Source organism: Rhodococcus sp. T7, assembly GCF_009872365.1.
In the GTDB taxonomy this organism is placed as follows: domain Bacteria; phylum Actinomycetota; class Actinomycetes; order Mycobacteriales; family Mycobacteriaceae; genus Rhodococcus_F.
Genome location: NZ_WXYH01000367.1, coordinates 1 through 25,330 on the forward strand (window position 1 = coordinate 1; position 25,330 = coordinate 25,330).

Here is a 25,330-nt window from a genome sequence, read left to right on the forward strand (position 1 = left end):
GGCGATGCCGGGTTCCGGCCGGTCGAGCGTGAACGTTTCCCATGTCGTGGGCTCGGTCACGAGGTCACTCCTTCTCAGTTCGGCGATCCCAGGTGGTCGCCGCAAGGCTTTTTCGTGGTGGTCCGGACGCCGATCGTCCGGCAGTTCAGGTCAGGTCTCCGCGGCGGCCTCACGTACGGCACCCGAGCGCAGCCAGTCGGCGGCGCGGCCGGGATCGATCCCCCAGTCGGTCGGTCGATGCAGGCGTCACCGCCGGCGCGGAACGAAACCCGTCAGATTCCAGGGCCGTACGCGGTGGACGTCAACCGACCGTGGCGAGATGTCCGTTCCGCGAGGAACTCGATGCCGTACGTGTCGGCCTGAAGGCCGAAACCGGCGCGGTCCCCGAGGTCGTAGCGCATCAGTCCCTGGAACGTGACATACGACGGACTGAACGTGTACCACGGTGCGTTCGCCACCGCGACACCCCGCACCGTCCAGCTCTCGCCCCGGCAGTCCGTCATGCTGATGACGTTCGAGAACGGCAGCAGGCCCTGTGCCTGCGCGCCGTGCATGGTGACGTCCGTGAGCCCGAAGACCCGGCCTTGGTCGTAGACGTAGCCGAATCGGAGCGGTTCGTAATTCACCTGGCCGCGATCGAGCTCGATACCGGTGACGACGTGGAAGCCGAGATCGTCGTCGAAGGGGATGTGGAGGTAGCTGATCGCGGCCTGCCCGAGCTCGGTGCGCTGTCCCCAACTCCGATCCATGCCCCCCATGGAGTCGACGGCGTAGGTCTTTCCACGCACCGTGAGGGTGCCAGTGACCCGTCCGACGAAGTCGAGGTGACCTCCCGCCCAGGCATCTCCCAGCCCGAGGTCGGTCTTGTCCGGCTGTCCGAGCAGCGGATTCTCGGACGGATCGTTCGGGTCCCAGGCTGGCATGACGCCCTCGAACACGAGATCGAGCGAACAGGCGTCCTCGGCGGGCGACTCGTACACGAAGTGATAGTTGTTGGGCGCCTTGGTCACCTGGACGCGCAATCCGTTCTGCAACGAGAAGTCGCACATCGAGTCCGGGCAGGGCACGTGCATGTGCGGGTCGGTGAAGTCCACCGAGAACGGGTGGTGGTTGTGGCCCTGGATCACATTGATCGAGGAGTACGACGCACCGACGTTCGGACGACATAGCACGTAGATGTTGCCGTAGATGTCCGCCTCGGGCACGGCGAACCAGAATCCGATCGTCTCCGCCCATGTCGTCATCGACGGGTCGCTGGGGTGGAAGTCTGCGTCGTGCGGGTAAATCATGAGGTCTCCGAATCACTAGTTTGGAATGGTGGTCCGTGTCAGGAGTCGGGAACGAGGACAACTTTGACGACCTCACCCCGGTGCTGGGCTGCGACCGCCTCGTTGATCTGCGCGAGGGGAAATGTCGTGATCAGTCGGTCGAACGGGAACCGCCCCGCCTTGTAGTGCTCGATGAGTTCGGGGACGAAGACCTGCGGATCACTGTCACCCTCGACGATTCCCTTGACGCACAGGCCCTTCTGCATCGTCGCGACGATGTTCAGAGGTAGGTCGACGGAGAAGTCGGCCGGTACTCCGACCAGACCGACGACGGCGTTGCTCGCAGCCGTCTCGATTCCCTGTTGGATCATCTCGATTCTCCCGGTGGTGTCGAACACGTAGTCGACGCCGCTCGGCGCCAACTCGAGAACCTGGCCGGCCGCCGGGCTGGCACCGGGATCGAGTACGCGTGTCGCGCCCAACTCCAGCGCCAGGTCACGTCGCGTGGCGTGCGGCTCGACGACGATGATTTCGGCGCAGCCCTGAATCACAGCGCCCATCACCGCGGCCAGGCCAACCGGGCCTGCGCCGAGGATCATCAGGCTCGATCCGGGTCGGCATGCCATGGACCGCATGATCGCTCCGGCCCCGGTCTGCAGGCCACATCCGAGGGGACCGACGAGTTCCACGAGCTCCGGATCCACCTTGACCACATTGCGTTCGTTCGCGATGGCGTGGGTGGCGAAGGACGATTGGCCGAAGAAGTGGCTGTGCACAACGCCCTGTTCGTCCGACATCAGCGTCGAGCCGTCCGGCCGGGTTCCGATGTAGTTCTCTTCGGTGAAACGGCTGCAGTACGCCGGACGTCCGTTCGAGCACGGGTTGCAGCTACCGCAGCTGCTGAAGGAGAGCGCGACAGCGTCGCCGGGCCGAACCGATGTCACCTCGGAGCCGACCATGACGACGATCCCGCTTCCCTCGTGGCCGAGCACCATCGGATAGGGCAGTCCGTAGATCCCGTCACGTGCAGCGAGATCGGTATGGCAGAGGCCCACACCCTTGATCTCGACCAGGACCTCGCAGGGACGAGGAGCGTCGAGATCAACCTCACGGAACTCGAGTTCGGTGTGGGGCGCAGTGGCAAGAGCGGCGCTAATTTTCATGATGCCTCCGGACAAATCGATACGGTCTGCGGGAATGTGACACGCTCACGAGAGCGTGGGGTCGAGGTAGACCGACTTCAGCTCGAGGAACGCGGCGAGGCCCTCGGGACCGAGCTCCCGCCCCAACCCACTCGACTTGACCCCGCCGAACGGTGCTGTGGGATCGTTCGCGTAGGCGTTGATGCCGATGGTTCCGGACCGGACCTGCCGCGCAATCCGCTCGCCACGCTTGGCATCCTCCGTCCACACCGTCCCGCCCAGCCCGTATTCGGTGTTGTTCGCGATGGCAACCGCGTCGGCCTCGTCCGTGTAGGGGATCACCGTGAGCACCGGACCGAAGATCTCCTCCTGGGCGATCACCGAGGTGCTGTCGACGTCGGCGAAGACCGTGGGCTCGACGAACCACCCCGCGTCGAGGTTCGGCCGCCCCCCACCGGCTGTGAGGCGGGCACCGGCGCTCTTGCCCTTCGCGATGTAGTCCTCGACCCGCGCGCGCTGCCGTTCGGACACTAGGGGTCCGACGGTCGTGTTCCGGTCCAGCGGGTCACCGACAACCTGCGATCGGGCCAGATCGGAGACCACGTCGACGATCTCATCGTAGCGCGACCGCGGGGCGAGGATTCGCGAGTTGAGCCAGCACACCTGACCGTTGTTGAGCAGGGTGACGCCGTACAGGCTGTCGAGCCGCGAGGTAAGGTCAGCGTCGTCGAGGATGATCGCCGCCGACTTTCCCCCCAGCTCGAGCGTGACCGGACGCAGCAGGCGACCACAGGTCTCGGCTATCGAGCGCCCCGCCGCGGTGGATCCGGTGAACGACACCTTGTCGATACCGGGGTGCGCAACAAGATGCGCGCCGACCTCGCGGCCGCCGGGAACGACGTTCAGCACACCTGCCGGGAGACCGGCCGCATGCGCCGCCTCCGCCAACAACATCGCGTCGAGAACGGTCTCTTCCGCGGGCTTGAGTACCACCGTGCAGCCCGCGGCAAGTGCCGGCGCCACCTTCAGCGACGAGATGCCCTGGGGAACGTTCCACGGAGTGATTGCCCCGACGACGCCGATGGGCTCGCGTACCACCAGGGTTGTGCCGCCGAGCAATCCGGGTCGGCGCTCTTCTGCAGGGAGCTCGCGCATCAGGTCCGCGTAGTAGCGGATCATCACAGGCGGGAACGAGCCTTCGAAGCCTTCTGCGACGGTGATGGGCATGCCGTTCTGCATGCTGACCCGCTGCGGCATCTCACCGGCGCGATTCTCGAGCTCGGTCGCAAACCGTTCGAGCGTCTCCGCGCGTCGAGTGGGCGTCCAGCGCGACCAGCCGTCCGGGTCGTCGAAGGCCTTGCGGGCGGCGGACACGGCGTTGTCGATGTCGGCTCCGCCGGCGCGGGGTACGGAGCCCACCCGCTGACCCGTGGCAGGGTTGATCACGTCGAGGGTCTGCCGACCGGCGGGAGCAATCCAGTCGCCGCCGATGTAGAAGTGGGAGTAGTCGAGTGTGTTCACTGGCGCTCCTGTGATAGTTCCGAGGGTTGGCGATTGTGCTCGCTGCCGATGCCGTGAAGCGCGTGAAGATCACCGATCGTCGACGGCTCGGGGTCGAAGCCCATCGGTGCGAGCCACGCCCGGTCCGCCTCCACGCGCTCGCGCATCGCGTCGAGAACCAGGCGCTGCAGCCGCGCCGCCACGACGCCGTCCCCGTGCTCCGAGGTCCGACGGACAACGGCGAACATCCTCCGCTGCAGCAGGTCCATGAGGTCCATCAGTTCGTCCGGTTCGAGCGACTCCGCTCCCCTGGCCTGTGCGAGTGCGTCGGACAGCGCGACGACGGCCGAGCCCGTGGGGTGGCCGGCCTCGACGACAACCGATTCGGCCAAGCCGACGGCATGGCGTAGCTGAAATGCGATCCGGGGGCCGACAAGGTGCACGCGATCCGCAACGAACTGCAGGAAGTCCCGGATCAGGTGCGCCTGTTCGACAGCAGGTCCGTCACCGCTCTCCAGCAGCGCCGGGATGACTAGGTTGTCCATGGTCCGCGCCGATGCGCGAGCAGTGGTGGGGATGTGATCCATCAGAGCACCTCCTCGAGTTGGTGGGTCAACTGCCGGAGCAACGTCGGGACCGTGCCCTCGAGACGCGCCAGGAGCGGGTCCTGGTGTGAGCGGCCGAGTCGTGCGACTCGCATCGCGGTCGCGAGCGTCTTGACGACGGCCGAGTAGCTCGCGAGGACCGAGTACCAGCGGAGCCGATTCGGATCGACGCTCAGCCCCGAGGCCGCCTCGTAGCGCTCGAACAGTTGCTCCACCGGAAGCAGGCCCCCGGCGAGCAGAGTTCTGCCGTCCTCGGCGATATGGCCGTAGAGCGGCTGCGTCGTGTAGGCGAGGTCAGCGTGGCGATCACCGAGGTGCCCGGATTCCCAGTCGAGTACACCGAGGATCCGACCGCAGCGCTCGTCGAAGAGGAAGTTGCCGCTGCGATAGTCGCCGTGTACGACGCTGACGCGGTCGAGGACGGGGAGATTGTTCTCCATCCAGAGGGCCGCCAGATCCATCAGCGGGCATTCCTCCGCTCGGTCCAGCTCCCAGAGCTGACGTTCGAAGTTCATCCGCCACAGAGCGTTCTGCGTCGTTCCGACTTCGGGCACGGTCAGAGCCGGCGTCCCCATCCCGTCCGCGGGCAGGCCGTGCAGTGTCGCCAGATTGTCCACGAACTGGGGCGCGAGGGTGGCGCGCAGGCGCTCTCCGAAATTGGTCCCGAGCCCGGTCACCTGGCCGGAACCCGTGTCCGTGGGCTTGGTGACACCAGGAATCATCGAGCACACTAGGGCCGGCTCGGGAAAATAATTCGCGTCCTGATCCACCCACAACACCTGTGGAGCCGCGATCGCGCCACCGATCGCGGCGAGCAGATCACGCTCGACCGTCTTGATTGTGGCGTTGAGGGTCTCTGCAGGGTCCATCCGCACCAGAAGCCCCCGAGGTTCCTCGTCGGGAAGCACGAGGGTGAAGGCCATCTGAATCTTGGAGGCACCTCCGGTGAGCCAGCGGGCGCCGGTCACCATTGCTTCCGTACCACATTCGTCAATGACGAGACGTCGGACAGCAGCGGTCATCGTGTCAAGATCGACCCCCGTCCACTCGCGGCCCGCGCGGCGGGCGAACTTGAGGTCGATCGCGTGTTGAAAGCTGGGATCGGTCGGGAACCTCGCTCTCAGCTCGGCCCTACGCTTGCCCGACGGGTCGTCGTTGTCCAGCAACAGGGATGTACGGCGCATCATTGTTCCACCTCGCGTCATGACCAGGCCTCGGTGAGACTCGGGATGGATTCGGGTTCCGGGTCGAAGCCGAGCGGCGCGAACCACGCTCGGTCGGCCTCCACCCGTCGTCGTTCGCTCGCCAGGACCAGCCGCGCGATCGAGCGACGTGTGTCTTCGTCGACCAGTGACGGCCAGCTGCGCAGAAGGTCCCGCACCACACCGGTGGCGTCCTCCTCCCGACATGCAGATCGCAGCTCGGCAGCGATGTCCGGATCCGTGGAAGCGACCACACCGGCAAGCTCGCCGGCCAGGTGGACAGCTGTGCGCGTGGAGAATTCGTCCCTCTGCGGAAGGATGGACATCCGATGTTCGAGGAATCGAAGGGCATCGACCACCAGGCCGAGCTGGTCCTGCGCCTGAGCGTCGGCGGTAGCCTGCACTGCGGGTCTGACCACGGTCTCCAGCGCTCGGATCGATGCACGCACCGAGATGTTGCTGTAATCCATCACACCACTCCGTCCAGGAGACGCAACAATTCGAGTTCGATGACGCTCCGCGAGCCCTCGAGCCGCGCCAGAAGCACGTCTTGATGTGAACGACCAAGACGTGCAACCCGATAACTCGAGGCAATGGTCTTGACCATCATCGAGTAACAGATGAGCACGCGGAACCAGGTCAGCCGTTTCTCGTCGACACCGAGCCCGGACGCCTGTTCATATCGGGCGAGCAGTTCGTCGATCGGGAGCAGTCCGCTCGCGAGGAAGCTGGACCCGTCCTCGGCGAGATGTCCGAACAGCGGCTGTATGCACCACGCAAGATCCCAGTGGCGGTCTCCCAGGTGGGTGAGTTCCCAGTCCAGCCAACCGGTGATGCTCGCCGATGCCTCGTCGAAGAGGAAGTTACCGCTACGGTAGTCGCCGTGGACGACACTGACCCGATCGAGGATCGGCAGGTTCTCGTACATCCATGCCGAGGCCAGCTCCATCAGCGCACAATCCTCACCTCGGTCCTCCTCCCAGATCCGCCGCTCGTAGTTGAGCCGCCACAGCGCGTTCTGCGTGGTACCGATCTCGGGTCGCGCAGTGTTCTTCAGCCCGGCCTCCGCGAGATCGCACAGGTGCAGTGCCGCGAGGTTCTCGACGAACTGCGGTGCAAGCCGGCCGCGGAGATCCGGGCCGAAGTTGGTGCCCAGACCGACGACCCTGCCCGTCTGCGCGGCAACGGGCTTCGCGACACCCGGAATGATGCCGTAGACCAGCGCCGGCTCCGGGAACCACGTGGCCTCCGCATCGACCCAGTGCGGTGTCGGTACCGGCAGCGTCCCGTTCAGTGCTCGAACCATTTCGAACTCGCGGTCCTTGTTTGTGGTGTTGAGCGACTCGCTGGGGTCCATCCTGAGGATCATGTCGTCCCGGCGCCGGGCACGGTCGGGTCCGATCCATTCCAGCGTGAACCCGAGCTGAATCTTCGAGGCGCCGCCCGTCAACCAGCGTTCACCACTCACGACGAAGTCATCGTGCAGCACATCCGTCAGCATTGCCCGAAGGCACTGCGCCAGCTCCTCGGCGGTGACCGGTCGGTACGGTCCGTCGGACCGTCGAGCCAGCTTCCGTGCGAGCGAGAGCTCCAGGTCGGGATCCGTCTGGAACTCCGCGGCGAGCCGAGTAGCCAGCTCAGACGACGGAGCATCGTTGGCCGCGACGTCGAGCGCGGTCATCGCGTCACATCGCTGAGGGCGCTACGCAGTTCCGCGATCCCGTGACGGGACATGCGAGCCGCGAGGAATTCGAGGCCGTAGACGTCGGTCATCATGGCGTGTCCGACACGCCCCGCACCGTCCTCGTACTTCATCAGGCTGGAGAACGAGCAGGTGAACGGGTTCCAGGAGTACCACGGGGCGCCGCCGACGGAGACACCGCGGAACTCGTACCGCCTGCCGCGTGAATCCCGCGCGCGAATGTGGTTGCGAACGGGGATCAGGTTCTCAACCTCGGCGGTGATCTCCGCGGAGGAGATGCCAACCAACTCCCCGTCCTCAACGACATAGCCGAAGCGGAGCGGTCCGTAGGTGACCACGCCGTTCTCGAGTTCGAGTGCAACTGCGAGGTGCATGGCGAAACGCGGGCCGAGGGTCACGTGCAACCATGTGACGGCGACATCCTGGCCGCCCGTCTCCGGGCGCGGACCCCAACTGTGATCCATGCCCTCCACGCAGTGGACGTCGTAGTTGCGGCCGCGCAGACGCAAAGTACCCGTAATCTCGTTGACCAGGTCGAAGTGGCCGTGCGCCCACCCCGCCCCCAGCCCTGTCTCGCTCGCAGCGACCACACCTTCCGGCGGAAGCAGCGGATTCACGCTCGCGTCGTGCATGTCCCACGGCTGCATCACCGGTCTGAAGTCGAGGTCGAACTCGCACTTCCCGTCGTCGCTGCGGTAGCCGAAGTGGTAGCCGCAGTCGTCGTCCACCGTCACGGACAGGCCGCTGTCGAGGCGGAAGTCAGACAGGCTCGTGGGACAGGGGAGGTGCACTTGCGGGTCGTGAAAGTCGATCTCGTAAGGGTTGGGGCACAAGCCCTGGTGCACGTTGACACAGGAGGTGACCACACCGAGATTCGGGCGCGCCAGGACGTAGACATTGGCAAGAATGCCCGCCTCCGGCACGGAGAACACGCCCCCGATCGTTTCGGTCCACGTACGGTCCGTCCCGTCGTTCTCGTGAAAGTCGAAGTCCGCTCGGGTGATCACTTGATTGCCTCCTTGGCTGCCGTGTCGATTTCCATTGCGAGTTCCGCCTGAGCGGTCCCACGTCGTCTGCGACGTTCGCGGACCACCGACGAGACCGATACCGCGACGACCAGTGCGCCGCCGTAGAAGAGTTGTTGAACGTAGGTCTGTGCACCGAGCAGTTGCAGCCCGTTGATCCCGGTCACCAGGAAGTACACCGCGATGACGGAGCCGAAGACGTTGAACCGACCCGGCACGATCGAAGTGGCGCCGAGGAACGCCGCGGCGAACGCCGGCAACAGCAACTCGGCCCCGCCCGTCGGCATGGCGCTACCGCTCGTCCCGACATACAGCACCCCAGCGAAACCGGCCAGGGCGGAGCACAACACAAGCCCGGTGACACGAACTCGGTTGACCTTGATTCCCGACAGAGTCGCGACGTCACGGGCCTGCCCGACGATCAGCATACGCCGACCAAAGGGTGTGTAATGCAACAGATAGAAGAGCACTACGGCGATGATCATCGCGTAGTAGAACTCCGGAGCGATCCCGAGAATTCGATAACCCACCACTGCGTCGACAAGCCCCTGAGACACACCTGCAACGGTCGCTTGGTGGCTGATCCAGGCTGTGATGCCGGTGATTACGCTTCCGGTGCCCAGCGTCACGATCAGAAGATCGACGTTCATGCGGGTCGCGACGATTCCGTTGAAGAGACCGATCGCGGCGCTGACGACGATCGCGATCAACACGGCGATCCACGCGGTGACTCCGTGCTGAACATTCAGGATTGCGGTCAGCATCGCGGAGAGGCCAACGACCGAACCCACCGAGACGTCGAGGTCGCCGACGGTGAAGGGTATGACCACCGCCAGTGTGACCACCACGAGGACGGCTTGAGAGGAGAGGATGGACGAAATGTTGGCCTGAGTCAGGAATACCCCCGGCATCAGAATCGCAAAGAGGACGATCACCGCGATCCACGTCACCGGCAAGGCCACCGGTTCGAGATCCCATCGCCGCCCCGCACGGCGCTGCGGAGTTGTCTTCGATCGCTTCGGCGCGGGCGATACCCGCTCCACTGTCGCTTCCCCGGAGATGCTCACGCTGCCTCTCCTCCTTCGCTACTCATGCCCGGTCTGCCCGGGAGTTTCAGGGTTTCCGCGGCGATGACATCTGCCGACAGTTGGTCACCGGTCAGCGTCTTGAGGACGATTCCGTCGGCCACGATCGCAACCTCGGTGCACAGCTCGGCAAGTTCGTCGTAGTCAGAGCTCGCCACCAGGACGGGACATCCGGCCGCTGCTTCCCGGACGTATCGCCAGATATCGTGGCGTGCACGTACATCGACGCCCTGACTCGGCTCGTGGAGCAACAGCAGGGATGGCTGCTTCTGAAGCCACTTGGCGATCAGGACCTTTTGCTGGTTGCCTCCAGAGAGGGTGTCGACCCGCGCGGCGGGACCGGTCGCCACGATGCCGTAGCGCTTGATGGCATCGGTGCTACCAGCCGTCGCTTCGGCCAATCGGAGTCTGCCCTTACGGAAATAGTGATTCAGCACCGGCAACGTCACGCTCTCTTCGATGCTCGCGCTTCCGGCGACACCTTGTGCCAGCCGGTTCACCGGGACCAGCGCGATACCGGCAGCGATGGCAGCAGCAGGATTCAGCTTGTCCAGCTGAACCCGGGTGCCATCGAGTTCGAGTACACCCCTTGCTTTGTCCGATGCCCCGAAGAGCGCGTACAGCACCTCCTCGTAGCCACTCTCCGCGAGCCCGGTGAGGCCGAGGATCTGCCCTGCTCGCAGACGCATGCCGAATCCGCTCAGATGTTGGGTGTGCAGATCCTGCACCGCCACACTGTGTTCGAGCGTGTCGCCGTCCGGGTTCGCAGGCGCCGGCACGGTCGAATCCGAATCACGCCAGCCGGAGCCCACCGCGAGCTCGACGAGGGTGTTCTCCGTCGTGGTCGAGGTCTCGACCGTGTCCCTGATCCGCGCGTCGCGCAGGATGGACACCCGCGAGGTGTGTTCCAGCAACTCACTCAGCCGATGGGTCACGAGGAGAACTCCGTGACCGTCGTCGATCACACGATCTAGCATGTCGAACAGGACGCCGACTTCCTTCTTCGGCAGGTAGACGGTCGGCTCGTCCAGCACGAGTATCGCGCTCCGGCGCTCAGCTCGGTCGTCACGCATCGGCGCGAGCGCTCTCGCGATCGCCACCTGTGCCCGTTCGAGCGACGTCAGGGAACCGACTGTTGCACGTGGGTCGATGTTGAGCCCGTACAGATCGAGCGCACTGCGTGCCTCCGCGAACAGCGACCCCCAATTGATGTGTCGGTGACCGCTCGCGAACCGGTGGATCAGGAGGTTCTCCCCCACGCTGAGGGAATCGACCAACCCGAGATTCTGGTGGACGAACCTGAGCCCGAGACGGTCGGACTCGCTTGTGGTGAGGGGCAGCGGGATGTCCTCACCCCGAAGGCGCAGTGACCCCGAATCCGGTGTCACGACGCCGGCGAGGACCTTGATCAGGGTGCTCTTGCCTGATCCGTTCTGCCCCAGCAGTCCGTGAATCTCACCACCATTGAGCGAGAGCGTCGCGTCACTCAGCGCCCTCGTCGAGCCGTAGGACTTCGACACATTGCTGAGCTGAAGGAGCGGTTCCTCTGTCCGACCCGACTCCGGTGTCGTGGATTGCGTGTTCACCCGTTCACACTCCAGAGTTCGAGGTAGCCGTCGACGTAGGCGTCGCCAAAGCCGCCGGTGTACGCCGGAGCACCCGCCTCCGACACGTTCGACTTGTCGAAGAGTCGCGCGGGCGTGGTTTCGAGGGCCGGCGCCATCCCCAGCATCAGGCGGAATGCTTGATCCAGATTCGCGTAGGCCGACCACCTGATCGGCTCGGCGACGTCGGCAATGACCGGGCTCTTCGGGTCCGCGAGGAGAGCCATGACATCCGAGGTGCCACCGAACGAGACCACCTTCGTACCCTCGGATCGGTTGGCCGTGTTCATCGACGCGACCACCCCCGTGACGAGGATATCGAAGGTCGGCACGATGTAGTCGATCGTGGGGTCACTCGTCAGTGCGCTCGTAACCGCCTGCAGCGCACCGCCGCTGATCTGATCCAAGGTCAGGGTGATTTCCTTGACCCGGCAGCCGGGGCAGTTCTGCTCGTACTCCTCGCTCTGCGCCTTGTTCACGATGTCGCCCGAATTGATGCCCTGAATTCCCACCATCAGGACGTTGGCCTTGCCCTTGGAGTCGTTGATGACGGCGTCGGCCATCATCCGACCCGAATCCGCGAACGGGCCGCGAACGATGGCATCGAGCCCCTCACAGCCGGTGCACGCCGGAGGGTTCGGGTCGCCCTTGTCCCAGATGTGCGAGGCGACAACGGGTATACCGGCCTCCCCGGCTGCCTTCAGCTGAGGCTGGAGCTGACGCGGGTCGGGAGCGGACTCGAGAAAGATCAGATCCGGCTTTGCCGCAATCGCGGCGTTCATTCCCTGCACCCACTCGGCGACGGTGCCCTGGTTCGTGTAGAAGGTGATGTCGATCCCCAGCTTCGAGGCGATCTCCTTCTCCGCCTCCTCCACCTGTACCTCGAACGCCGACCCGCTGGTGATCGGGATGACGAATATGCGCTTCCCGCGCAGTTGGGAGACGTCGAGCGCGGGACCCGGGGCGGTCCACTCGGGAACCTGACCATAGGACTCGACGTTGGCCGCAGCCGCGGAAAGCTGGGCCTCGGATGTCGCCCCTCCACCGTTCGTTGCGCCTACGCCACACGCGCCGAGCGACAACGCACCCGCCATGGCGATCGAGATTGCGCCCAGGGCACGCCGCCGAGGACGGCTCATTCCAGCAGGCTTGTTCCAATGCATGAAACAGGTCCCTTCATAAGTTGAATGTGCGCAGGCAATGCTGCGGCGTAATGCATTACCCACCCGGCAAGCCGAGTGACTTGTGTCACGCACTTTAGGATCGGTGGCCGTTGGCCGACCAGAGCGTTTCGCCGGCCGCTGTGTGACTTTCTCCATTCGAGGGCGTTTCGTGCCGTTCGGACGGCCTTCCCGGGTGTCCGACATCGCGCCGGCAGGCCGTGTGGACGGGTCGCCAACGCGACGTCCCATGATGGCGACGGGACGTCCGCATCTGCTGTACAAACCTCCACCGCGTCGGGGGGAAAGCATTGCCGCCAGTGCGCCGTGAAACTAACCTCGTGGGCGAAATCCACGCGAAATCGGTCGTCAGCGCTACGGAGGCAACAACTGGATGAGGCCGAAGTTCCTCGTGCCCCGCCTGAACGAGTGGGTCGTACCCAGAGACCGCGTCCGGAACCGCCTGGCCGCGCTGTGCGCGCGCCATCCGGTGGTCTGGGTGGTGGGCACTGCGGGATCCGGAAAGACCACTGCGGTGGTGGACATGGTCACTCGAACCGATCTCGATACCGTGGCGTGGTTGACGTTGGACGAGTCGGACATGGCTGCCGGACGGTTGTTGACTCATCTGGAGGCCGCAGTGGCCGTGGTCGACGACCGGCTCGGACGGTCCGCGTCGGAGGCACTCCGGAGAGGCGTGCCGCACGTCGAAGCCGCGGCACTGCTCGCGGAGGCGCTCGCCGACCTGAGCGTCACGATCGTGCTCGACGAGCTCGAGGTCGTCGCCGACGCGCCGGGTGCGCTGACAACGCTGGGCGCCTTCCTGCGCGCTCTGCCCGGCTCCGCCCGCATCATCCTGATATCACGCCGCAACATCACTCTGCGCGTCGGAAGCAGCCTCGGAGTAGGCGGCATCGGCCGACTGGAGGAGAACGACCTCTCACTCGACATCGACGAGGCCACAACGATTCTGCAACAGTTCCACCATGTCGAGCACATCGACCCTGCGGATGCCGTGCGCGCCACCGGCGGATGGATCACCGGGGTGCTCTTCGAGGCGTGGCGCTCACCTGAGCACGCTCACGGACATGGCGGCGAAGCCGACCCACTGAGCGGATACCTGTCCGCGGAGATCATGGCCGACCTGACCGCGACGCAACAGTGGTTTCTCACGGCCACATCGGTGCTCGAGCATGTGACCGCGGACGCCGCGATCAGTCTCGGCCTACCCTCGGCGCAGGAGACCATGGCCTCCTTCCGAGGGCGGTTCCTACCCCTGTGGACGTCCGCGGACGGCAGCGAACTCCTCTGCCATCCACGCTTCCGGCAATACCTACGGCGGCGCCTCGACAACCACCCGGTACTCGCGGAGGACGTACACAGGCGGCATGCCCTGCTGCTACTCGATTCGGGGCGCCCCGCCGACGCCGTTGAGCCGGCCTTCGCCGCGCGAGATCTCCCGCTCGCCCGGCGCGCCGTCGAGGCCGCGGTTCCGGGTGCCCTCGCTCGCGGTGACGTGGCGCTGTTGGCGAGCTGGCTCGGAAGAATCGATGCCCGCTTCGTGGAGCAGTCGGTACCGATGATCCGCGGTGAGCTGTTGATCGCAGTCGACCGCGAGGCGTGGTCCCGAGGGGCGGAGATATCCGATCGCCTGCTCGAGCTGAATCGGACCGAAGTGGATCGCGGAGGTCTCGAGCCGAGTCTCGTAGGGGTGATGGCGGCATGCTTCAGCCACGTCGGTCGGCAAGCCAATGCGATGGACGTACTGGCGTTGGCCCGACCAAGCGCCATTACTGACGCATGGATCTCCGGAATCGGGCTCGATGCGGTGGGGTCGGAGCTCCACTACCGCGACCGCTCGCCGGATTGTGGAGAGGCGGTCGACGGGATGCTCCATCGTTTCGACCTCGTGCACGGACGCCTCACGCTGCTGACCGATTCCGCCCCGGCACCGTGGAACGCATCCCGATCCAGCCGGGTCGGCGCGCTACGCGCATCCGGTCGACTCCACGAGGCCGAAGAGCTGCTCGCGGACTGGAGTGAGCCGGAGCTGTCTCCTGCCCTCAATCGGATGAGGGTGGAACTGCTTCTCGACCTAGGACGGAACGAGGAAGCGATGGTGTTACTGAGCGAGTCGGGCGAAGTGGCTCGGCGTTCGAGTCGCTACTGCCACCAGCTCCATCTGCTGCTCTCCGCGTCGGTTGCGCTGCGCTACCGGAACGACGTGGGCACCGCTCGCCGAATTCTGGCGGCACTCGACCGCGACCCGACCTCGAATCAGCACCGTCGTGTCGTCGAGCAGCTCCCTCTCTGGATGGGGCTCGCCGACCTTCTGAGTCATCGTTTCGATTCCGCACAGACAAATCTGACACACTCACTCGACTACATGCTCCGCTGGGACCGCCAACTGTACGTCCCGTTCGCCGGTGTCTATCTGGCCGAGGCGGCGTGGCACGCCGGTGACGAGTCGCTGGTCGACCGGGCAGCCGATGCCGCCCTCGCCGCGGCTGAGATTCAGGGATCCGACCACCTCCTGTTGCAGGCGCTAAGTGAGTTCCCCCTCGTCCTGTCCCGTCGTCTCGATACAGAATCCTGTGCCCCCGCCGGGTGGCGACGGCTCGGCCGTGGCCTGCTTTCTCGACGCCGGCGCTCGCAACCGCGAACAGACCTGGGCCTACCCGTGGTGAGGATCCGCGACCTCGACAAGAAGTGCATCGAGCTGGACGGCCGGGAGGTCGATCCCAAACTCTCCCGAAGTACCGAACTACTGGCTTTCCTCACGCTGCCCCGGCACCGCGACGGGGTGCCACGCTCGGCGGTCCTGTACCACCTGTTCGACGGGAGCACCGACGACCGCGCCCAGGCGTACCTTCGCCGAGCACTCGGCGGCCTGCGGAACGTGCTCGGCCCGAACTGTGTCGAGGTGGTGGACGGGAGGCTCAGATGTGCGATGCCCGCCGTGTTCAGTGACTATGTGGAGTTCACCGACGTGGCCGCCGAGTCGCTGCTGACGCGGGGACCGAACCGACTCATCGCGCTGGATCGCGCCATCTCGATGTCGGGTACAGACTACCTTCCCGGTAGCACTGCCGATTGGGCCGCCGAAATCCGCCGCGAACTCGACCTCGAGCGCGAGTCCCTTCGCGCCGAGGCGGCCGAGGCGGCCTACGAGGCAGGCGACCTACTCGGCGCAGACGATCGGGTCCGCGCCGTGCTCAACAATTCGCCGTACCGCGAGAGCTCGTGGCGCCTGGCGATGCGAATCGCCGGCGACCTCGGCCACGACGACCGAGTGCTCGAGTTGTTTCGCGCCTGCCGCGACCGGTTGGCCGAACTTGCGGCGGAACCGTCGCGCGGCACCGTCGATCTACTCGGCCGCCTACGACGCTGACGCGACTCCGCTCGGCGGAGTGTCCGGGAGTAGGCGTACGAGGAGGACCCACTCAACGCGAACGAAAATGGCCGAGCCCGGCCGCCCATCCCAAACGAACGCGCACAACCGGTCGGTGAGTGAGGAATCGAGCGTGCGTTGGGTCACGGATCCGTCGATCGGATAGACCTCGCTCTCGATGCGCTCTCGGCCCAACGACTTACCGTGGTGGCCGCCGTAACCACCGCCAGCCATGTAGCCGCCACCGGCCGAGGCGCCGGTGACGATGTCGTAGACGGCCCCGGACGCCGTGGTCACCCACCAGGTCCGGTTCAGCTCCAACACTTCGTAACTGAACGGACCGCACATACCTGGCTCGGTCGTTGAAATTCCGGTCGAGTACCGAACGTTCCGCTGGTCGCGTCGACCATGCGGTACGTGCGCCCGTCGGAAACGTTCATCGAAGACGCCTACCAACGCGCGATCTCGGCGGCGTGGACCGAGTTGACCGGACAGGAGTAAGCATGCAGATCAGGTGGAAACTCCGGATGGCCGCCGCCCAACGCGAGGCCTGGACCGGCACCCAGCTGCAACGGCTGCTCGCCGAGAAGGCCGGATTGGAACTGTCCTCGGCGTCGGTGTCGGCGTTGTTCACCAAACAACCCAGCCAGATCAAGCTGACCACCCTGATCGCGCTGTGCACCGCCCTGGACTGCACACCGAACGACCTGTTCGACATCGATACCACCCCAGTCGCACAACCGATCTCGTCGAGCCCGACCAGGGTCGCGGCGAACGACACGCACGCGTCGCGGCGGGGCCGGTCGATGCCGCCGATCTGAGCATGACCCGCCGGATCCGGGACTGCCGCCGCTGCGGCCGCGCGGTCGACAAACCCGACCGTGACCTGTGTGCACGCTGCCACTGGGCGGCCTCGCATGCTCCAATCAAACATCGCTGCCCGGGCTGCGGTGCCGACCGGGTGCTGCAGCCGCGCACCGGTCGTTGCGTGCGCTGCTCGTGCACCTGCCGGCAGTGCCAGGCCCCGGTGCTGTTCGTCGACCGTGACCTGTGCAAGGAATGTCCCCGGCGTCAGCGGCGAGACGCCGATCGAGCCGACTGCTCGCGTTGCTCCAAACGCCGCCTGGTGCGGCCCGTGTTCACATCCGGGCCGGCCACCGAATCCAGACGCGGCCTGCGTCGACTGCGGCCAGGTCACCCGGCTCTACGGTGCTGGGCGATGCCGATGCTGTTGGGCACGCTCGCCGTACAGGATCACCGTCCGCGCGGCCAATCTAACTGATGCACTGGAAGATCCGCCATGCTGGCTGGGCACCTTCGCCGCCTACCTGGTCGGCCGCCATCACCCCAGCCGCGCGTGCGCCATGCTCACCCGACTCGGCAAGCACCTGACCGACGATGCCCCGGTGCATCCGCAGGCACTACTGGACGCTGTCGCCGCCGACCTGCCCCTCGCGCGGGCCCTCGAGGACTTCCTCCGCGAGCAAATTGGCACTGCCGCCGGACCGGGAGGAACGCCGCGCGGCCAGTCGACGGCAGTCCCGCATCAACGCGGTGCCCGCACCACTGCAACCGGCGGTAATCGGGTTCGCCGAGCACCTGGTCGCCGGCCGCGACCGCGCCCGCCGCACCGGCACCCACCCCCGCGGGCACGCCACACTCGAAGCGCGCTTGACCGCTCTGCGCGACTTCACCGAGTTTCTGACCACCCGCCGCGGCAAACCGACTGGGCCGTCGTCGATGTCGGCGACATCGAAGCGTTCCTGCACGCGCATCCCCGCCGGCGCTCCTTCTATCTGACCGGCCTGCGGCAGTTCTGCCGCTACGCGCTGCGCCGACGGTTGCTGCTCATCGACCCCACCGCAGGGGTGCAAGCGCCGCAGACCATGGCATTCCGCGGACCGACGCTTTCCGTCGAGCACCAGAGCGAAATTATTCCGGCGATGGAGCACCGACGCCCACGTACACCCGCACGAGGGGTTCGTCGGGCTGGCCGCCCTGCTGCACGGCGCCACCACCCAAGACCTGCAGCACCTCACCGACGACGAAATCGACCATCTCCAGCACCGCATCAGGCTGGGACGTCGGCCGCAGCCCACTCCGTTGAACCCGTGGACCTGGACCGCGCTGCACCGTTGCCTGCACCGTCGGAACCTTGGCAGCAGAAACTCCCATGCGCTGATCACCAGGCATACCAAGGCCACCCGCACGGCCGCCTCCGACTCCTACATCAAGCACACCCTGCGCGCGGTCGGTATTCAACCCAGAATCCTGCGCTCCACCCGGCTGGTCGACCTCGTCGGCACGGTCGATGCGAAACTCGTCGCCGCCGCTTACGGCATGACCAACGAGGCCGTCATCGCCTACCTCTCCGACCGCGTCGATACCGCCCGGCTGCCGAACCCGTGACAGTTCAGGCGCCACCTCGCACACGTTCGCACGAACATGTGCGCTTTTGCCACGTTCTGGGCCGGGGTATGCGCCGAACTCGCAAATCGCGGCATCAAGGACGTGCTCATCACCTGCTGCGACGGGCTCGCCGGCCTGCCCGAGCCATCGAAGCTACCTGGCCCTACACCACGGTCCAGATTGAACAGGTGAAGATCACACAATCCGCTGCACTGGTCACCGGAGCGGCCTCGGGCCTCGGTGCCGCCACCGCCAAGCGTCTCGCCGACGCCGGAGCCACCGTGTTCGGACTGGACCTGCAGCAGTCCATCGAACGCGCCGGCGACAACGTCCCCGACGGCGTCACCCTCCTCGCCACCGACGTCACCAGCGGCGACGAGGTCCAGGCCGCGATCGACAAGATCGTCGAGTCCGGTCTGCCGCTCCGCATCGTCGTCAACTGCGCCGGCGTCGGCTGGGCCGGCCGCATCCTGTCCAAGAAGGGCCCCCACGACCTCGAACTGTTCCGCACCGTCATCACCGTCAACCTGCTCGGCACCTTCAACGTCATGCGCCTCGCCGCCGACGCCATCGCCAAGACCGACACCGTCGACGAATCCGGGCAGCGTGGCGTCGTCGTCAACACCGCCTCCGTCGCCGCCTTCGAAGGCCAGATCGGCCAGATCGCGTACTCCGCATCCAAGGGCGGCGTGCACGGCATGACCGTCCCCGCTGCCCGCGACCTCGCGCAGTTCGGCATCCGCGTCAACACCATCGCCCCCGGCATCATCGACACCCCCATGCTCGCCGGCGTCACCGACGAGTACCGCAAGGGACTCGAGGCCGGTGTCCCGTTCCCCTCCCGCCTCGGACAGCCCGCCGAATACGCGCAACTCGTCCAGATGATCGTCGAACACGACTACCTCAACGGTGAGACCATTCGTCTGGACGGCGCCCTGCGCATGGGCCCTCGATAACCACCACCATGTCGGTAATGGGGCTCGCCCGGACACTCGCGACGCCTTGGACACAGACACACACGCGGCACGGCGACTGTGACCACCCACCAGAATGTATGTGCGGTTCGACCCGTGTGGCAGCCCCAGGTCGGTGCGGGCTTCCGTCCCGCGCCGACCATTCCGCCGTCGGACCGTCCGGCTCCCGGCCTCGCGTTCCGAAAAGACACCCCGCCGGCTCATCTCGTCCGTACCAAGCACGCAGTGACCCGCGGCCAGCACACCGCGCAAATCTCGACGAAATCGGTGCGCCGGCAGCGCAGCTGCTGCTTACAACGATGACGTAATCACCAGGTGGCCCGAATATCTGGGCCCCAGCCTGTGTCGGCACGGGTGGATCCGGGGCCGACACCGCATGGTCGGCATTGCACGAGGTCTGTGCTCGGCAATGCCGCCCATGTCTCCCATCTCTTCCCCGGACCGGTGAACAGGCAGGCGGAATTGTCGGACCGCCGGAAGGACCAATCACAAGACGCCCCGCGATCGCGGGGCATCTGTGCTGCGCCCGGCCCCGCTGGCGCAAAACAAGCACGACCTCACGCACTGCCCGGCGACAACTGATGCACCGCACCGTGACCGTCGGCTTCATAACGCTGCCTCCCCGCCGACCGCGAGCGGCCCGGAGACGGGGAGGCTGTACCTCATTGCCACAAATACTCAAAATGACAGGCTGGACCGTTCCACGCCTGGTCGTGCCGGCGACGGTGCGACGTCGAAGGGTGCGACGTCGAACGGTGCGACGTCTATCGGGGAGCTTTCGAACGGGGAGCTTTCGATGACCCGCGCAGCTACTGAGCTCGCCGCAGCTGGTCGAGTTGTCATGCTGATCGGGCTCTACCGCATGGTGGCTGAATTCCTGAACACGATCCGCGTGACCCCGGAAAAGTACTTACCCGGATGGCCGCCGGAAGGCATTTCGGCACACACGTAGCCCGACGCTGATGTAAATTCCGGACCTACTCTAACTGGAACGCAAGTACAACGCTTCGGCGATCATGCATGGGTTCGTGATCCGGGGACAGCAGTTGCTACTTCCGTCGGCTACCCGGGGGATGATCGCAGACCCCCATCGTATTCACATCCATTTCTTGTGTTTGAACGTCCAATACAGCACCGCGGCGAAGGCGACCATCGCGACGACAGCAGCCGGGTAGCCGAACCCCCAGTGCAGTTCCGGCATGTCGTCGAAGTTCATCCCATAGATCGCCGCGACCAGGGTGGGCGCGAACAGGATCGCCGCCCACCCGGAAATCTTCTTCATGTCCTCGTTTTGCCGCTGTGCCACAAGCGTCGCGTTCACCGTCAGGATCTGGGTCAGTGCATCACGCAGCCCGGACACCTGCGTGTCCACTGTGGTCAGGTGATCGGCGACGTCCTGCAGATAAGACTGCAAAGGTTCGGGAATCTCGTATCGAACGTGCCCCCTCCTGAGGGCTCCGAGTACATCGACCAACGGTGAGGTCGCCTGACTCAGGTCGATGACCTCCTGACTGAGGCGGTAGATCCGCTCAGTGACCGCGGGGTCGCCGCTGAACACCTGTTTCTCGATTTGTTCCTTGTCGATGGCAAGTCCGTTCAGGACCGGCCGGTACCCGTCGACCACGGGATCGAGCAGGCGGTAGACAACAGCCTCCGGGCCGAGGGCGAAGAGGTTTTCGTCGTCCCGCAGAGTGCGGTCACTGTCTTCCTCGATAGTCTCGGCCAAGCTCGATTCGTCTGCACCGTCGATCCAGCGCCCGTCCTGACACAACACTGCGACCGCGTTCGCGCGAACCAGAACGTGGAACTCCGCGAACTCGACATCCTCGACGTCGTCGAGGTAGCGCGCCGAGCGCACCACCAGAAACAGCACATTCCCGTACCGTTCCAGCTTCGGGCGTTGGCCCGCGTGCTGAAGATCCTCGACGAGAAGCGGATGCAACTGCCATGCTTCGGCCAGTTCCTCAATGTCCTCCGCCGACGGCGTCGGATAGAGACAGAGCGCCAACCGGCCCGGTACCTTCTGCGCGAACCGCAGCGTGTCGGCAACCGCCGCATCACGTGGAGCCCGAATCATGCGCCCATCCACGACATAGCGAGTCAGGCTCGTCGGCGTGGCAATTTCCGGCGCATCTGTCGCAACCCGACGACGAAATGGTCCGAGACGCCGCGGTTCGGAACCGCCGTCTTGCGGCTGAGGCATCCGCTCACTCCCTCGTGTGTGGTTTCGGAGTGCCCCGCCACGCTTCTCCTGCGCGGTGGGGACACGCCAACAATAGGCCGGTGGCCCCCTTCCCGACCTTCGCTAGAACGCAGCTCAGTGAGTAAGTCCGATCGCGTGTCGGTGCTGATCCGCATGGAGTTATGGGTCGTTGCCGTCTGAGTGAACCTTGAGGAGTTGCCATCGTCTCGCCAACACCATTGCTGTGGACGGCATCGATCAGAACAGATCGTGACTGTACAGGATCAGATGCCCGCAGCCTGTTTAGTAGCCAATCACGGCTTCTCACTGGATCGTATCTACTGGGCAGCCACATGCAGGATGGTGCGTGCACACAGCCAGCAATCATTCCTCGTCGATGTTGCCGAGGATCACGAGCAGGTCGGCGAGGAGTCGATCCGCTTCGTCTTCGACACTGTCGAGAAGGTCAGTCACGTCCCCAAGGTGAGTGTGGGCGTCCCGGCGGGGCGCAACGCCCCGGTCGTAATACTCCTGTTCCAACTCAATTTCGGCGACGTACAAGGTTTTCTGCGCCTCAGCTGACGATGGGGGTCGCCGCGACGGGGGTCCTCTGTGCACTGGCGGCTGCCCGGTCAAGTGCGCACGCACAATTGCCGCAACGGCGTGCCCGGTCAGCGGGGTCGGGGCGAAGGGTGTGTGCCCCCAGCGGTCGATCGTCAGTAGCGGCCGATCGTCACAGCGAGCATGGTCGGTGAACGCGGTCAGATCTGCATTCGCATCGAGGCGGGCGGCCAGTAGCCGGGTGCTCGGATACCGGTCCAGGAACCCCAGCACTTCTATCCAGTTCGAATGCACATCAACCGAATTCACTTCCTCTGTGGGGATTCGGAGCCAGGTCTCCGCTACCCGGACCATTAGCGCATCGTCTTCGGTGATGATGTCGGTGCGGCGTAATCGGGCGATCTGTTCGAAGCTCACGCCCGCAGCGGCGAGGGTGAGGATCAGGGCGTCGCGGCGTCCGAACACGCCACCCGGCCACCCCGTCACCGGGATCCGGGGCACGACGTCCGCCACCCGCTCCCCCACCCGAGCCAGCCGGTCGGCTCGGGCGGTGCTGAGCAGTTGCCGGATCGTCTCGGCGCGGCCAGGTTCCGGCAACCCCGCACCGGTGTGGACGGCGTTGATGGCGGTCACCCGGCGCCGCTGGGTGCCTTCGGCTGTCGGATGGTCGGCGAGGAACTCGACCAGCACGCTCGGGTGCGTCGGCAACGCCCGGTGATCGCAGGCTTCGCAACAGTCGGCGAACAGCGTCCAATCGTGCCGGTATCGGCGGGGTTCGTCCAATCGTGCCGGTATCGGCGGGGTACGACCAGCCGCGGGGGCTGTTACCCAGCCCTGCCGCTGCGGTGTCGGGGTCGGCGTACTACTGGCGGACTGTCGATATTCGAAGGTGCGGTATTCGGAGCATGGTGAACCCATCTCAGCAGGGGTGCCCTGATTCGTCTTGGTGCTGTTCGGACCGGCACCGACGCCCCCGACAACGCCGCGATCGAAAGGTTGCCGTTCTTGGCGATCGCCCGGAACAACGGCGCCCGTGCCTTCATCCGCGGTAACCCGGCCCGGCACACATGCCCCTCGAACGCCGGTGCGGTGCGCAGCAACCGGATCACCCCCGGCCTCCCGGCCGCGTCGAACGCGGCGACGACCTGCGCCCACCGCACATACGCTCACGGCGGGCAACTGTGATGGTTGGTGGTGAAAGGCAACGCCCGCACACTCCCGACACCTTCCTGGTCGGTCTTGACCGCCGCAACCGCACATGGGGGTTCCCCCTTGAGTGTGGACATCGTGAACACTGGGCCGTGAGGGCCCAGAGGAAGAGATTTCACTGATGATGAAGGCGTACTGCGGAGTTCAAGGCCGATGCGTCGCGTTGTACTTGTCAGATCCGAGCAACACATTCGAGGGCATCGGCAACGACCTGGGAGTCAGCCGCGTAACCCTACGCAACGGGGTGCGTGCCGAACGCAAACGCACGGGTGCGGCCGCCGGCCCGTCCCACGGGGCGTCGCCGGTGGGCGAGGTATCGTCCGAGTTCGTGTTGGAGGAAGAAAACAAGCTGCTCAAGGCCCGGATACGGAAGCTCGAGACCGAGCGGGAGATCCTGCGCAGGGCCGCGAAGTATTTCGCGGGCGAGACGAATTGGTGAGCCGCTTCCATTTCGTCGACGACCACCGTGACACCGTTCCGGTGAAGTGGCTGTGCCAGATCCTCGAAGTCTCCCGCTCGGGTTTCTACCGGTGGCGGTCCGCCGCACCGGCCCGCGCCGAACGCGCCCGCGCCGACGAGGAGCTGGCCGAGCGGATCCGTGTGATTCATGCCGACTCCGACGGCACCTACGGGGCGCCGCGGGTGACCGCCGAGCTGCGGGGCGCCGGGATCGAGGTGAACCACAAGGGTCGAACGGGTGATGCGCGAGCACGGGATCGTCGGCGTGCACCTGCGCAAGACGGTCCGCACCACCGTCCCGGACCCGGACGCGGCCGCGGTGCCGGATCTGATCCGGCGGGACTTCACCGCGAGCACGCCGAACACCAAGTACGTCGGGGACATTCCCCCAAGCACTTCGTGCAGGGAGGTACCCCCACCTACGTCCCCGTCGGGGACAATCAGTTCCTCTATCTGGCAACGATATTGGACCTGTGTTCGAAGCGGTTTGCGGGCTAGTCGATCGCCGATCACATGCGCACCGGGCTGGTCAGCGATGCGCTGCGGGCGGCCGCAGCGGCACGCGGTCCCGGCGGACTCGACGGCGCAATATTTCACAGCGGAGGTGTCGACCGACCCGGACTTGTTGACGAGAATGCAGGCGATCTTGGACCTATACGACCGGCCACCGGCCGACGGGCCGGGTGGTCTGTGTCGACGAGTTCGGCCCGCTGAACCTGCAGCCTCGAAGGGCAAGTGCTGGCGGCGGCCGGTCACCCATCCGCACCGGCATCGGGCCACGTACCACCGCTACGACGGTGTGATGCACATGCTCGCGGCGCTTGATTTGGCCAGCGGCAGAATGTATTACCGAATCCGGTCACGTAAGCGTTGCCGCGAGTTCCGGGGCCTGCTCAACGTGCTGCGAGTCCGGTGGCCCGGGGAAAAGGTTATACGTCGTCCTCGACAACTTCTCCCCGCACCGGCACCCGACAGTGAAGGCGTAAGCCGCCGCCAACGATGTCGAGTTGGTATTCCTTCCGACCTACGGGTCGTGGCTGAACTGGATCGAGTCCGAGTTCGCCGCGCTGCGGTACTTCGCGTTGGACGGGACCGATCACCGCAGTCACGCCGAGCAGAACGCCACCATCGCCGCCTACATGCGATGGCGCAACGCCCACGCCGAACCAAAGACCAACTTCGCGCCGGACTCACCGATCCGGACGTGGACCGAATACCCGCATTGTCCGGCCAAGGTTGCCAGACGAGCCACTAGCTCACAGCTCAAGGTTCTTCTGTCGTGGCGTTGATGTCGATGCTTGAGGTTCGGCCCAGGTTCCGCTCGATCTGCTCGGCCGCGACTTGGGCTGCGGGTCAGTAGTCGCGTCTCTTCTTCTGTGGTCATCTGTGCGCTGTGGGCGGAGATGTGTATCGCGGCGATGACGCTGTCGGTGCGAAGTGGAACCGCAATTCCGACCACGCCGGATTGGCCTCTTCGCGGCTCGTGGCGTAGCCCTGTTGGCGAATCTGTTCGAGCTCGGCTTCAAGCTCTTCGGGTTCGGTGAGAGTGCGCTCGGTCAGGTGGGGCCGTGCCTGGCTGAACAGGCGGCGACGCAGCTGCTCGTCGTAGGTGGCGGAGAGCTTTCCGACCGAGGTGGCATGGAGGAAGAGTGACTGGGGGGGAATCGGTCGACGTAGGCGACGTGGCGACTGAACGGGACGGCGAGGTAAACGTCGTCACCGGTCTCACGAGTCAGCTCGAGGAGCCGACGTCGAGCTACCGCCCGCACCTCGAGGCCGTCGACAATCCGGATCTCGAGCGCACGGAACGGGGCCGCGTGAATACCGGAGGTCATCGGTGACGCTGGCGACC

24 protein-coding genes and 3 pseudogenes are annotated in these 25,330 nt (G+C 65.4%); 10 read left to right on the plus strand and 17 right to left on the minus strand.

What is annotated here, in order from left to right; genetic code table 11:
* Window positions 1–272: 272 nt before the first annotated feature.
* From MLGJGCBP_RS38940 to MLGJGCBP_RS38990, 11 genes are read right to left on the minus strand one after another with little or no spacing between them, the layout of a single operon-like run.
* On the minus strand, window positions 273–1,289 hold the full coding sequence (locus MLGJGCBP_RS38940; RefSeq protein WP_160102574.1) for a DUF7064 domain-containing protein: 1,017 nt from the start codon (window positions 1,287–1,289) through the stop codon (window positions 273–275).
* 38 nt (window positions 1,290–1,327) lie between these two features.
* Window positions 1,328–2,431 carry an NAD(P)-dependent alcohol dehydrogenase gene (locus tag MLGJGCBP_RS38945; protein ID WP_160102576.1) on the minus strand — a complete coding sequence of 368 codons (1,104 nt, stop codon included), beginning with the start codon at window positions 2,429–2,431 and terminating at the stop codon, window positions 1,328–1,330.
* A gap of 45 nt (window positions 2,432–2,476) precedes the next feature.
* Entirely contained in the window at window positions 2,477–3,931 is a 1,455-nt protein-coding gene (locus MLGJGCBP_RS38950; RefSeq protein WP_160102578.1) for an aldehyde dehydrogenase, read from the minus strand.
* Entirely contained in the window at window positions 3,928–4,497 is a 570-nt protein-coding gene (locus MLGJGCBP_RS38955; protein ID WP_160102580.1) for a hypothetical protein, read from the minus strand. The genes MLGJGCBP_RS38950 and MLGJGCBP_RS38955 overlap by 4 nt, the downstream gene beginning before the upstream one ends.
* The gene (locus MLGJGCBP_RS38960) at window positions 4,497–5,702 is read right to left on the minus strand and encodes a phosphotransferase family protein (RefSeq protein WP_236581618.1); all 1,206 of its coding nucleotides are present in this window, start codon (window positions 5,700–5,702) and stop codon (window positions 4,497–4,499) included. The genes MLGJGCBP_RS38955 and MLGJGCBP_RS38960 overlap by 1 nt, the downstream gene beginning before the upstream one ends.
* 14 nt (window positions 5,703–5,716) lie before the next feature.
* A complete protein-coding gene (locus MLGJGCBP_RS38965) occupies window positions 5,717–6,187 on the minus strand; it encodes a hypothetical protein (protein ID WP_160102584.1) in 471 nt (156 codons plus the stop codon).
* Window positions 6,187–7,398, minus strand: coding sequence for a phosphotransferase family protein (locus MLGJGCBP_RS38970; RefSeq protein WP_160102586.1), 1,212 nt, complete (start codon window positions 7,396–7,398; stop codon window positions 6,187–6,189). The genes MLGJGCBP_RS38965 and MLGJGCBP_RS38970 overlap by 1 nt, the downstream gene beginning before the upstream one ends.
* Window positions 7,395–8,426, minus strand: coding sequence for a DUF7064 domain-containing protein (locus MLGJGCBP_RS38975; protein ID WP_160102588.1), 1,032 nt, complete (start codon window positions 8,424–8,426; stop codon window positions 7,395–7,397). The genes MLGJGCBP_RS38970 and MLGJGCBP_RS38975 overlap by 4 nt, the downstream gene beginning before the upstream one ends.
* On the minus strand, window positions 8,423–9,511 hold the full coding sequence (locus MLGJGCBP_RS38980; protein ID WP_201453316.1) for an ABC transporter permease: 1,089 nt from the start codon (window positions 9,509–9,511) through the stop codon (window positions 8,423–8,425). The genes MLGJGCBP_RS38975 and MLGJGCBP_RS38980 overlap by 4 nt, the downstream gene beginning before the upstream one ends.
* Window positions 9,508–11,115, minus strand: coding sequence for a sugar ABC transporter ATP-binding protein (locus MLGJGCBP_RS38985; RefSeq protein ID WP_160102590.1), 1,608 nt, complete (start codon window positions 11,113–11,115; stop codon window positions 9,508–9,510). The genes MLGJGCBP_RS38980 and MLGJGCBP_RS38985 overlap by 4 nt, the downstream gene beginning before the upstream one ends.
* On the minus strand, window positions 11,112–12,272 hold the full coding sequence (locus MLGJGCBP_RS38990) for a sugar ABC transporter substrate-binding protein (protein WP_160102592.1): 1,161 nt from the start codon (window positions 12,270–12,272) through the stop codon (window positions 11,112–11,114). The genes MLGJGCBP_RS38985 and MLGJGCBP_RS38990 overlap by 4 nt, the downstream gene beginning before the upstream one ends.
* A 415-nt stretch (window positions 12,273–12,687) precedes the next feature.
* Here MLGJGCBP_RS38990 and MLGJGCBP_RS38995 point away from each other — a divergent pair, with 415 nt between their 5' ends.
* Window positions 12,688–15,684, plus strand: a complete 2,997-nt coding sequence (locus tag MLGJGCBP_RS38995) for a BTAD domain-containing putative transcriptional regulator (RefSeq protein ID WP_160102594.1) — start codon at window positions 12,688–12,690, stop codon at window positions 15,682–15,684.
* Here the strand turns inward: MLGJGCBP_RS38995 and MLGJGCBP_RS39000 are convergent.
* A complete protein-coding gene (locus MLGJGCBP_RS39000) occupies window positions 15,673–16,032 on the minus strand; it encodes a hypothetical protein (RefSeq protein WP_328799667.1) in 360 nt (119 codons plus the stop codon). The genes MLGJGCBP_RS38995 and MLGJGCBP_RS39000 overlap by 12 nt on opposite strands.
* Before the next feature lie 155 nt (window positions 16,033–16,187).
* On the opposite strand from MLGJGCBP_RS39000, the gene MLGJGCBP_RS39005 reads away from it, so the two are divergent.
* Entirely contained in the window at window positions 16,188–16,505 is a 318-nt protein-coding gene (locus tag MLGJGCBP_RS39005) for a helix-turn-helix domain-containing protein (protein WP_160102596.1), read from the plus strand.
* 667 nt (window positions 16,506–17,172) lie between these two features.
* On the plus strand, window positions 17,173–17,484 hold the full coding sequence (locus MLGJGCBP_RS52370; RefSeq protein WP_236581620.1) for a hypothetical protein: 312 nt from the start codon (window positions 17,173–17,175) through the stop codon (window positions 17,482–17,484).
* Between the two features lie 132 nt (window positions 17,485–17,616).
* Here MLGJGCBP_RS52370 and MLGJGCBP_RS53355 read toward each other — a convergent pair whose 3' ends face one another.
* A complete protein-coding gene (locus MLGJGCBP_RS53355) occupies window positions 17,617–17,742 on the minus strand; it encodes a hypothetical protein (protein WP_268960813.1) in 126 nt (41 codons plus the stop codon).
* 45 nt (window positions 17,743–17,787) lie between these two features.
* On the opposite strand from MLGJGCBP_RS53355, the gene MLGJGCBP_RS52375 reads away from it, so the two are divergent.
* The 4 genes and pseudogenes from MLGJGCBP_RS52375 (at window position 17,788) to MLGJGCBP_RS39025 (ending at window position 20,019) form a co-directional block, all read left to right on the plus strand.
* A complete protein-coding gene (locus tag MLGJGCBP_RS52375; RefSeq protein WP_236581621.1) occupies window positions 17,788–18,093 on the plus strand; it encodes a hypothetical protein in 306 nt (101 codons plus the stop codon).
* A gap of 48 nt (window positions 18,094–18,141) precedes the next feature.
* Window positions 18,142–18,272: pseudogene (locus MLGJGCBP_RS39015) on the plus strand (transposase); the annotation flags it as partial.
* Between the two features lie 9 nt (window positions 18,273–18,281).
* Entirely contained in the window at window positions 18,282–19,049 is a 768-nt protein-coding gene (locus tag MLGJGCBP_RS39020; protein ID WP_160102626.1) for an SDR family NAD(P)-dependent oxidoreductase, read from the plus strand.
* Between the two features lie 814 nt (window positions 19,050–19,863).
* Window positions 19,864–20,019 (plus strand): hypothetical protein, encoded by a 156-nt coding sequence (locus MLGJGCBP_RS39025; protein WP_160102598.1) that lies wholly within the window; start codon window positions 19,864–19,866, stop codon window positions 20,017–20,019.
* Window positions 20,020–20,163: 144 nt separating this feature from the next.
* Here MLGJGCBP_RS39025 and MLGJGCBP_RS39030 read toward each other — a convergent pair whose 3' ends face one another.
* From MLGJGCBP_RS39030 to MLGJGCBP_RS52380, 3 genes and pseudogenes are all read right to left on the minus strand, one after another.
* On the minus strand, window positions 20,164–21,144 hold the full coding sequence (locus MLGJGCBP_RS39030) for a magnesium and cobalt transport protein CorA (RefSeq protein WP_236581622.1): 981 nt from the start codon (window positions 21,142–21,144) through the stop codon (window positions 20,164–20,166).
* A gap of 489 nt (window positions 21,145–21,633) precedes the next feature.
* Complete coding sequence (locus tag MLGJGCBP_RS39035; protein ID WP_236581623.1) at window positions 21,634–22,593, minus strand: hypothetical protein; 960 nt, start codon at window positions 22,591–22,593, stop codon at window positions 21,634–21,636.
* A 179-nt stretch (window positions 22,594–22,772) separates the two neighbouring features.
* Window positions 22,773–23,074: pseudogene (locus MLGJGCBP_RS52380) on the minus strand (integrase); the annotation flags it as partial.
* A gap of 79 nt (window positions 23,075–23,153) precedes the next feature.
* Between MLGJGCBP_RS52380 and MLGJGCBP_RS39045 the strand changes: the two are divergent.
* Both MLGJGCBP_RS39045 and MLGJGCBP_RS39050 read left to right on the plus strand, forming a co-directional pair.
* Window positions 23,154–24,078: pseudogene (locus MLGJGCBP_RS39045) on the plus strand (IS3 family transposase); the annotation flags it as partial.
* Between the two features lie 407 nt (window positions 24,079–24,485).
* Window positions 24,486–24,767, plus strand: a complete 282-nt coding sequence (locus tag MLGJGCBP_RS39050; RefSeq protein ID WP_160102604.1) for a transposase — start codon at window positions 24,486–24,488, stop codon at window positions 24,765–24,767.
* Between the two features lie 91 nt (window positions 24,768–24,858).
* Here the strand turns inward: MLGJGCBP_RS39050 and MLGJGCBP_RS39055 are convergent, their stop codons facing one another.
* Window positions 24,859–25,143, minus strand: coding sequence for an IclR family transcriptional regulator domain-containing protein (locus MLGJGCBP_RS39055; protein WP_160102630.1), 285 nt, complete (start codon window positions 25,141–25,143; stop codon window positions 24,859–24,861).
* Here MLGJGCBP_RS39055 and MLGJGCBP_RS52385 point away from each other — a divergent pair.
* Entirely contained in the window at window positions 25,128–25,319 is a 192-nt protein-coding gene (locus MLGJGCBP_RS52385; protein ID WP_236581624.1) for a hypothetical protein, read from the plus strand. The genes MLGJGCBP_RS39055 and MLGJGCBP_RS52385 overlap by 16 nt on opposite strands.
* The last annotated feature ends 11 nt before the right edge of the window (window positions 25,320–25,330 follow it).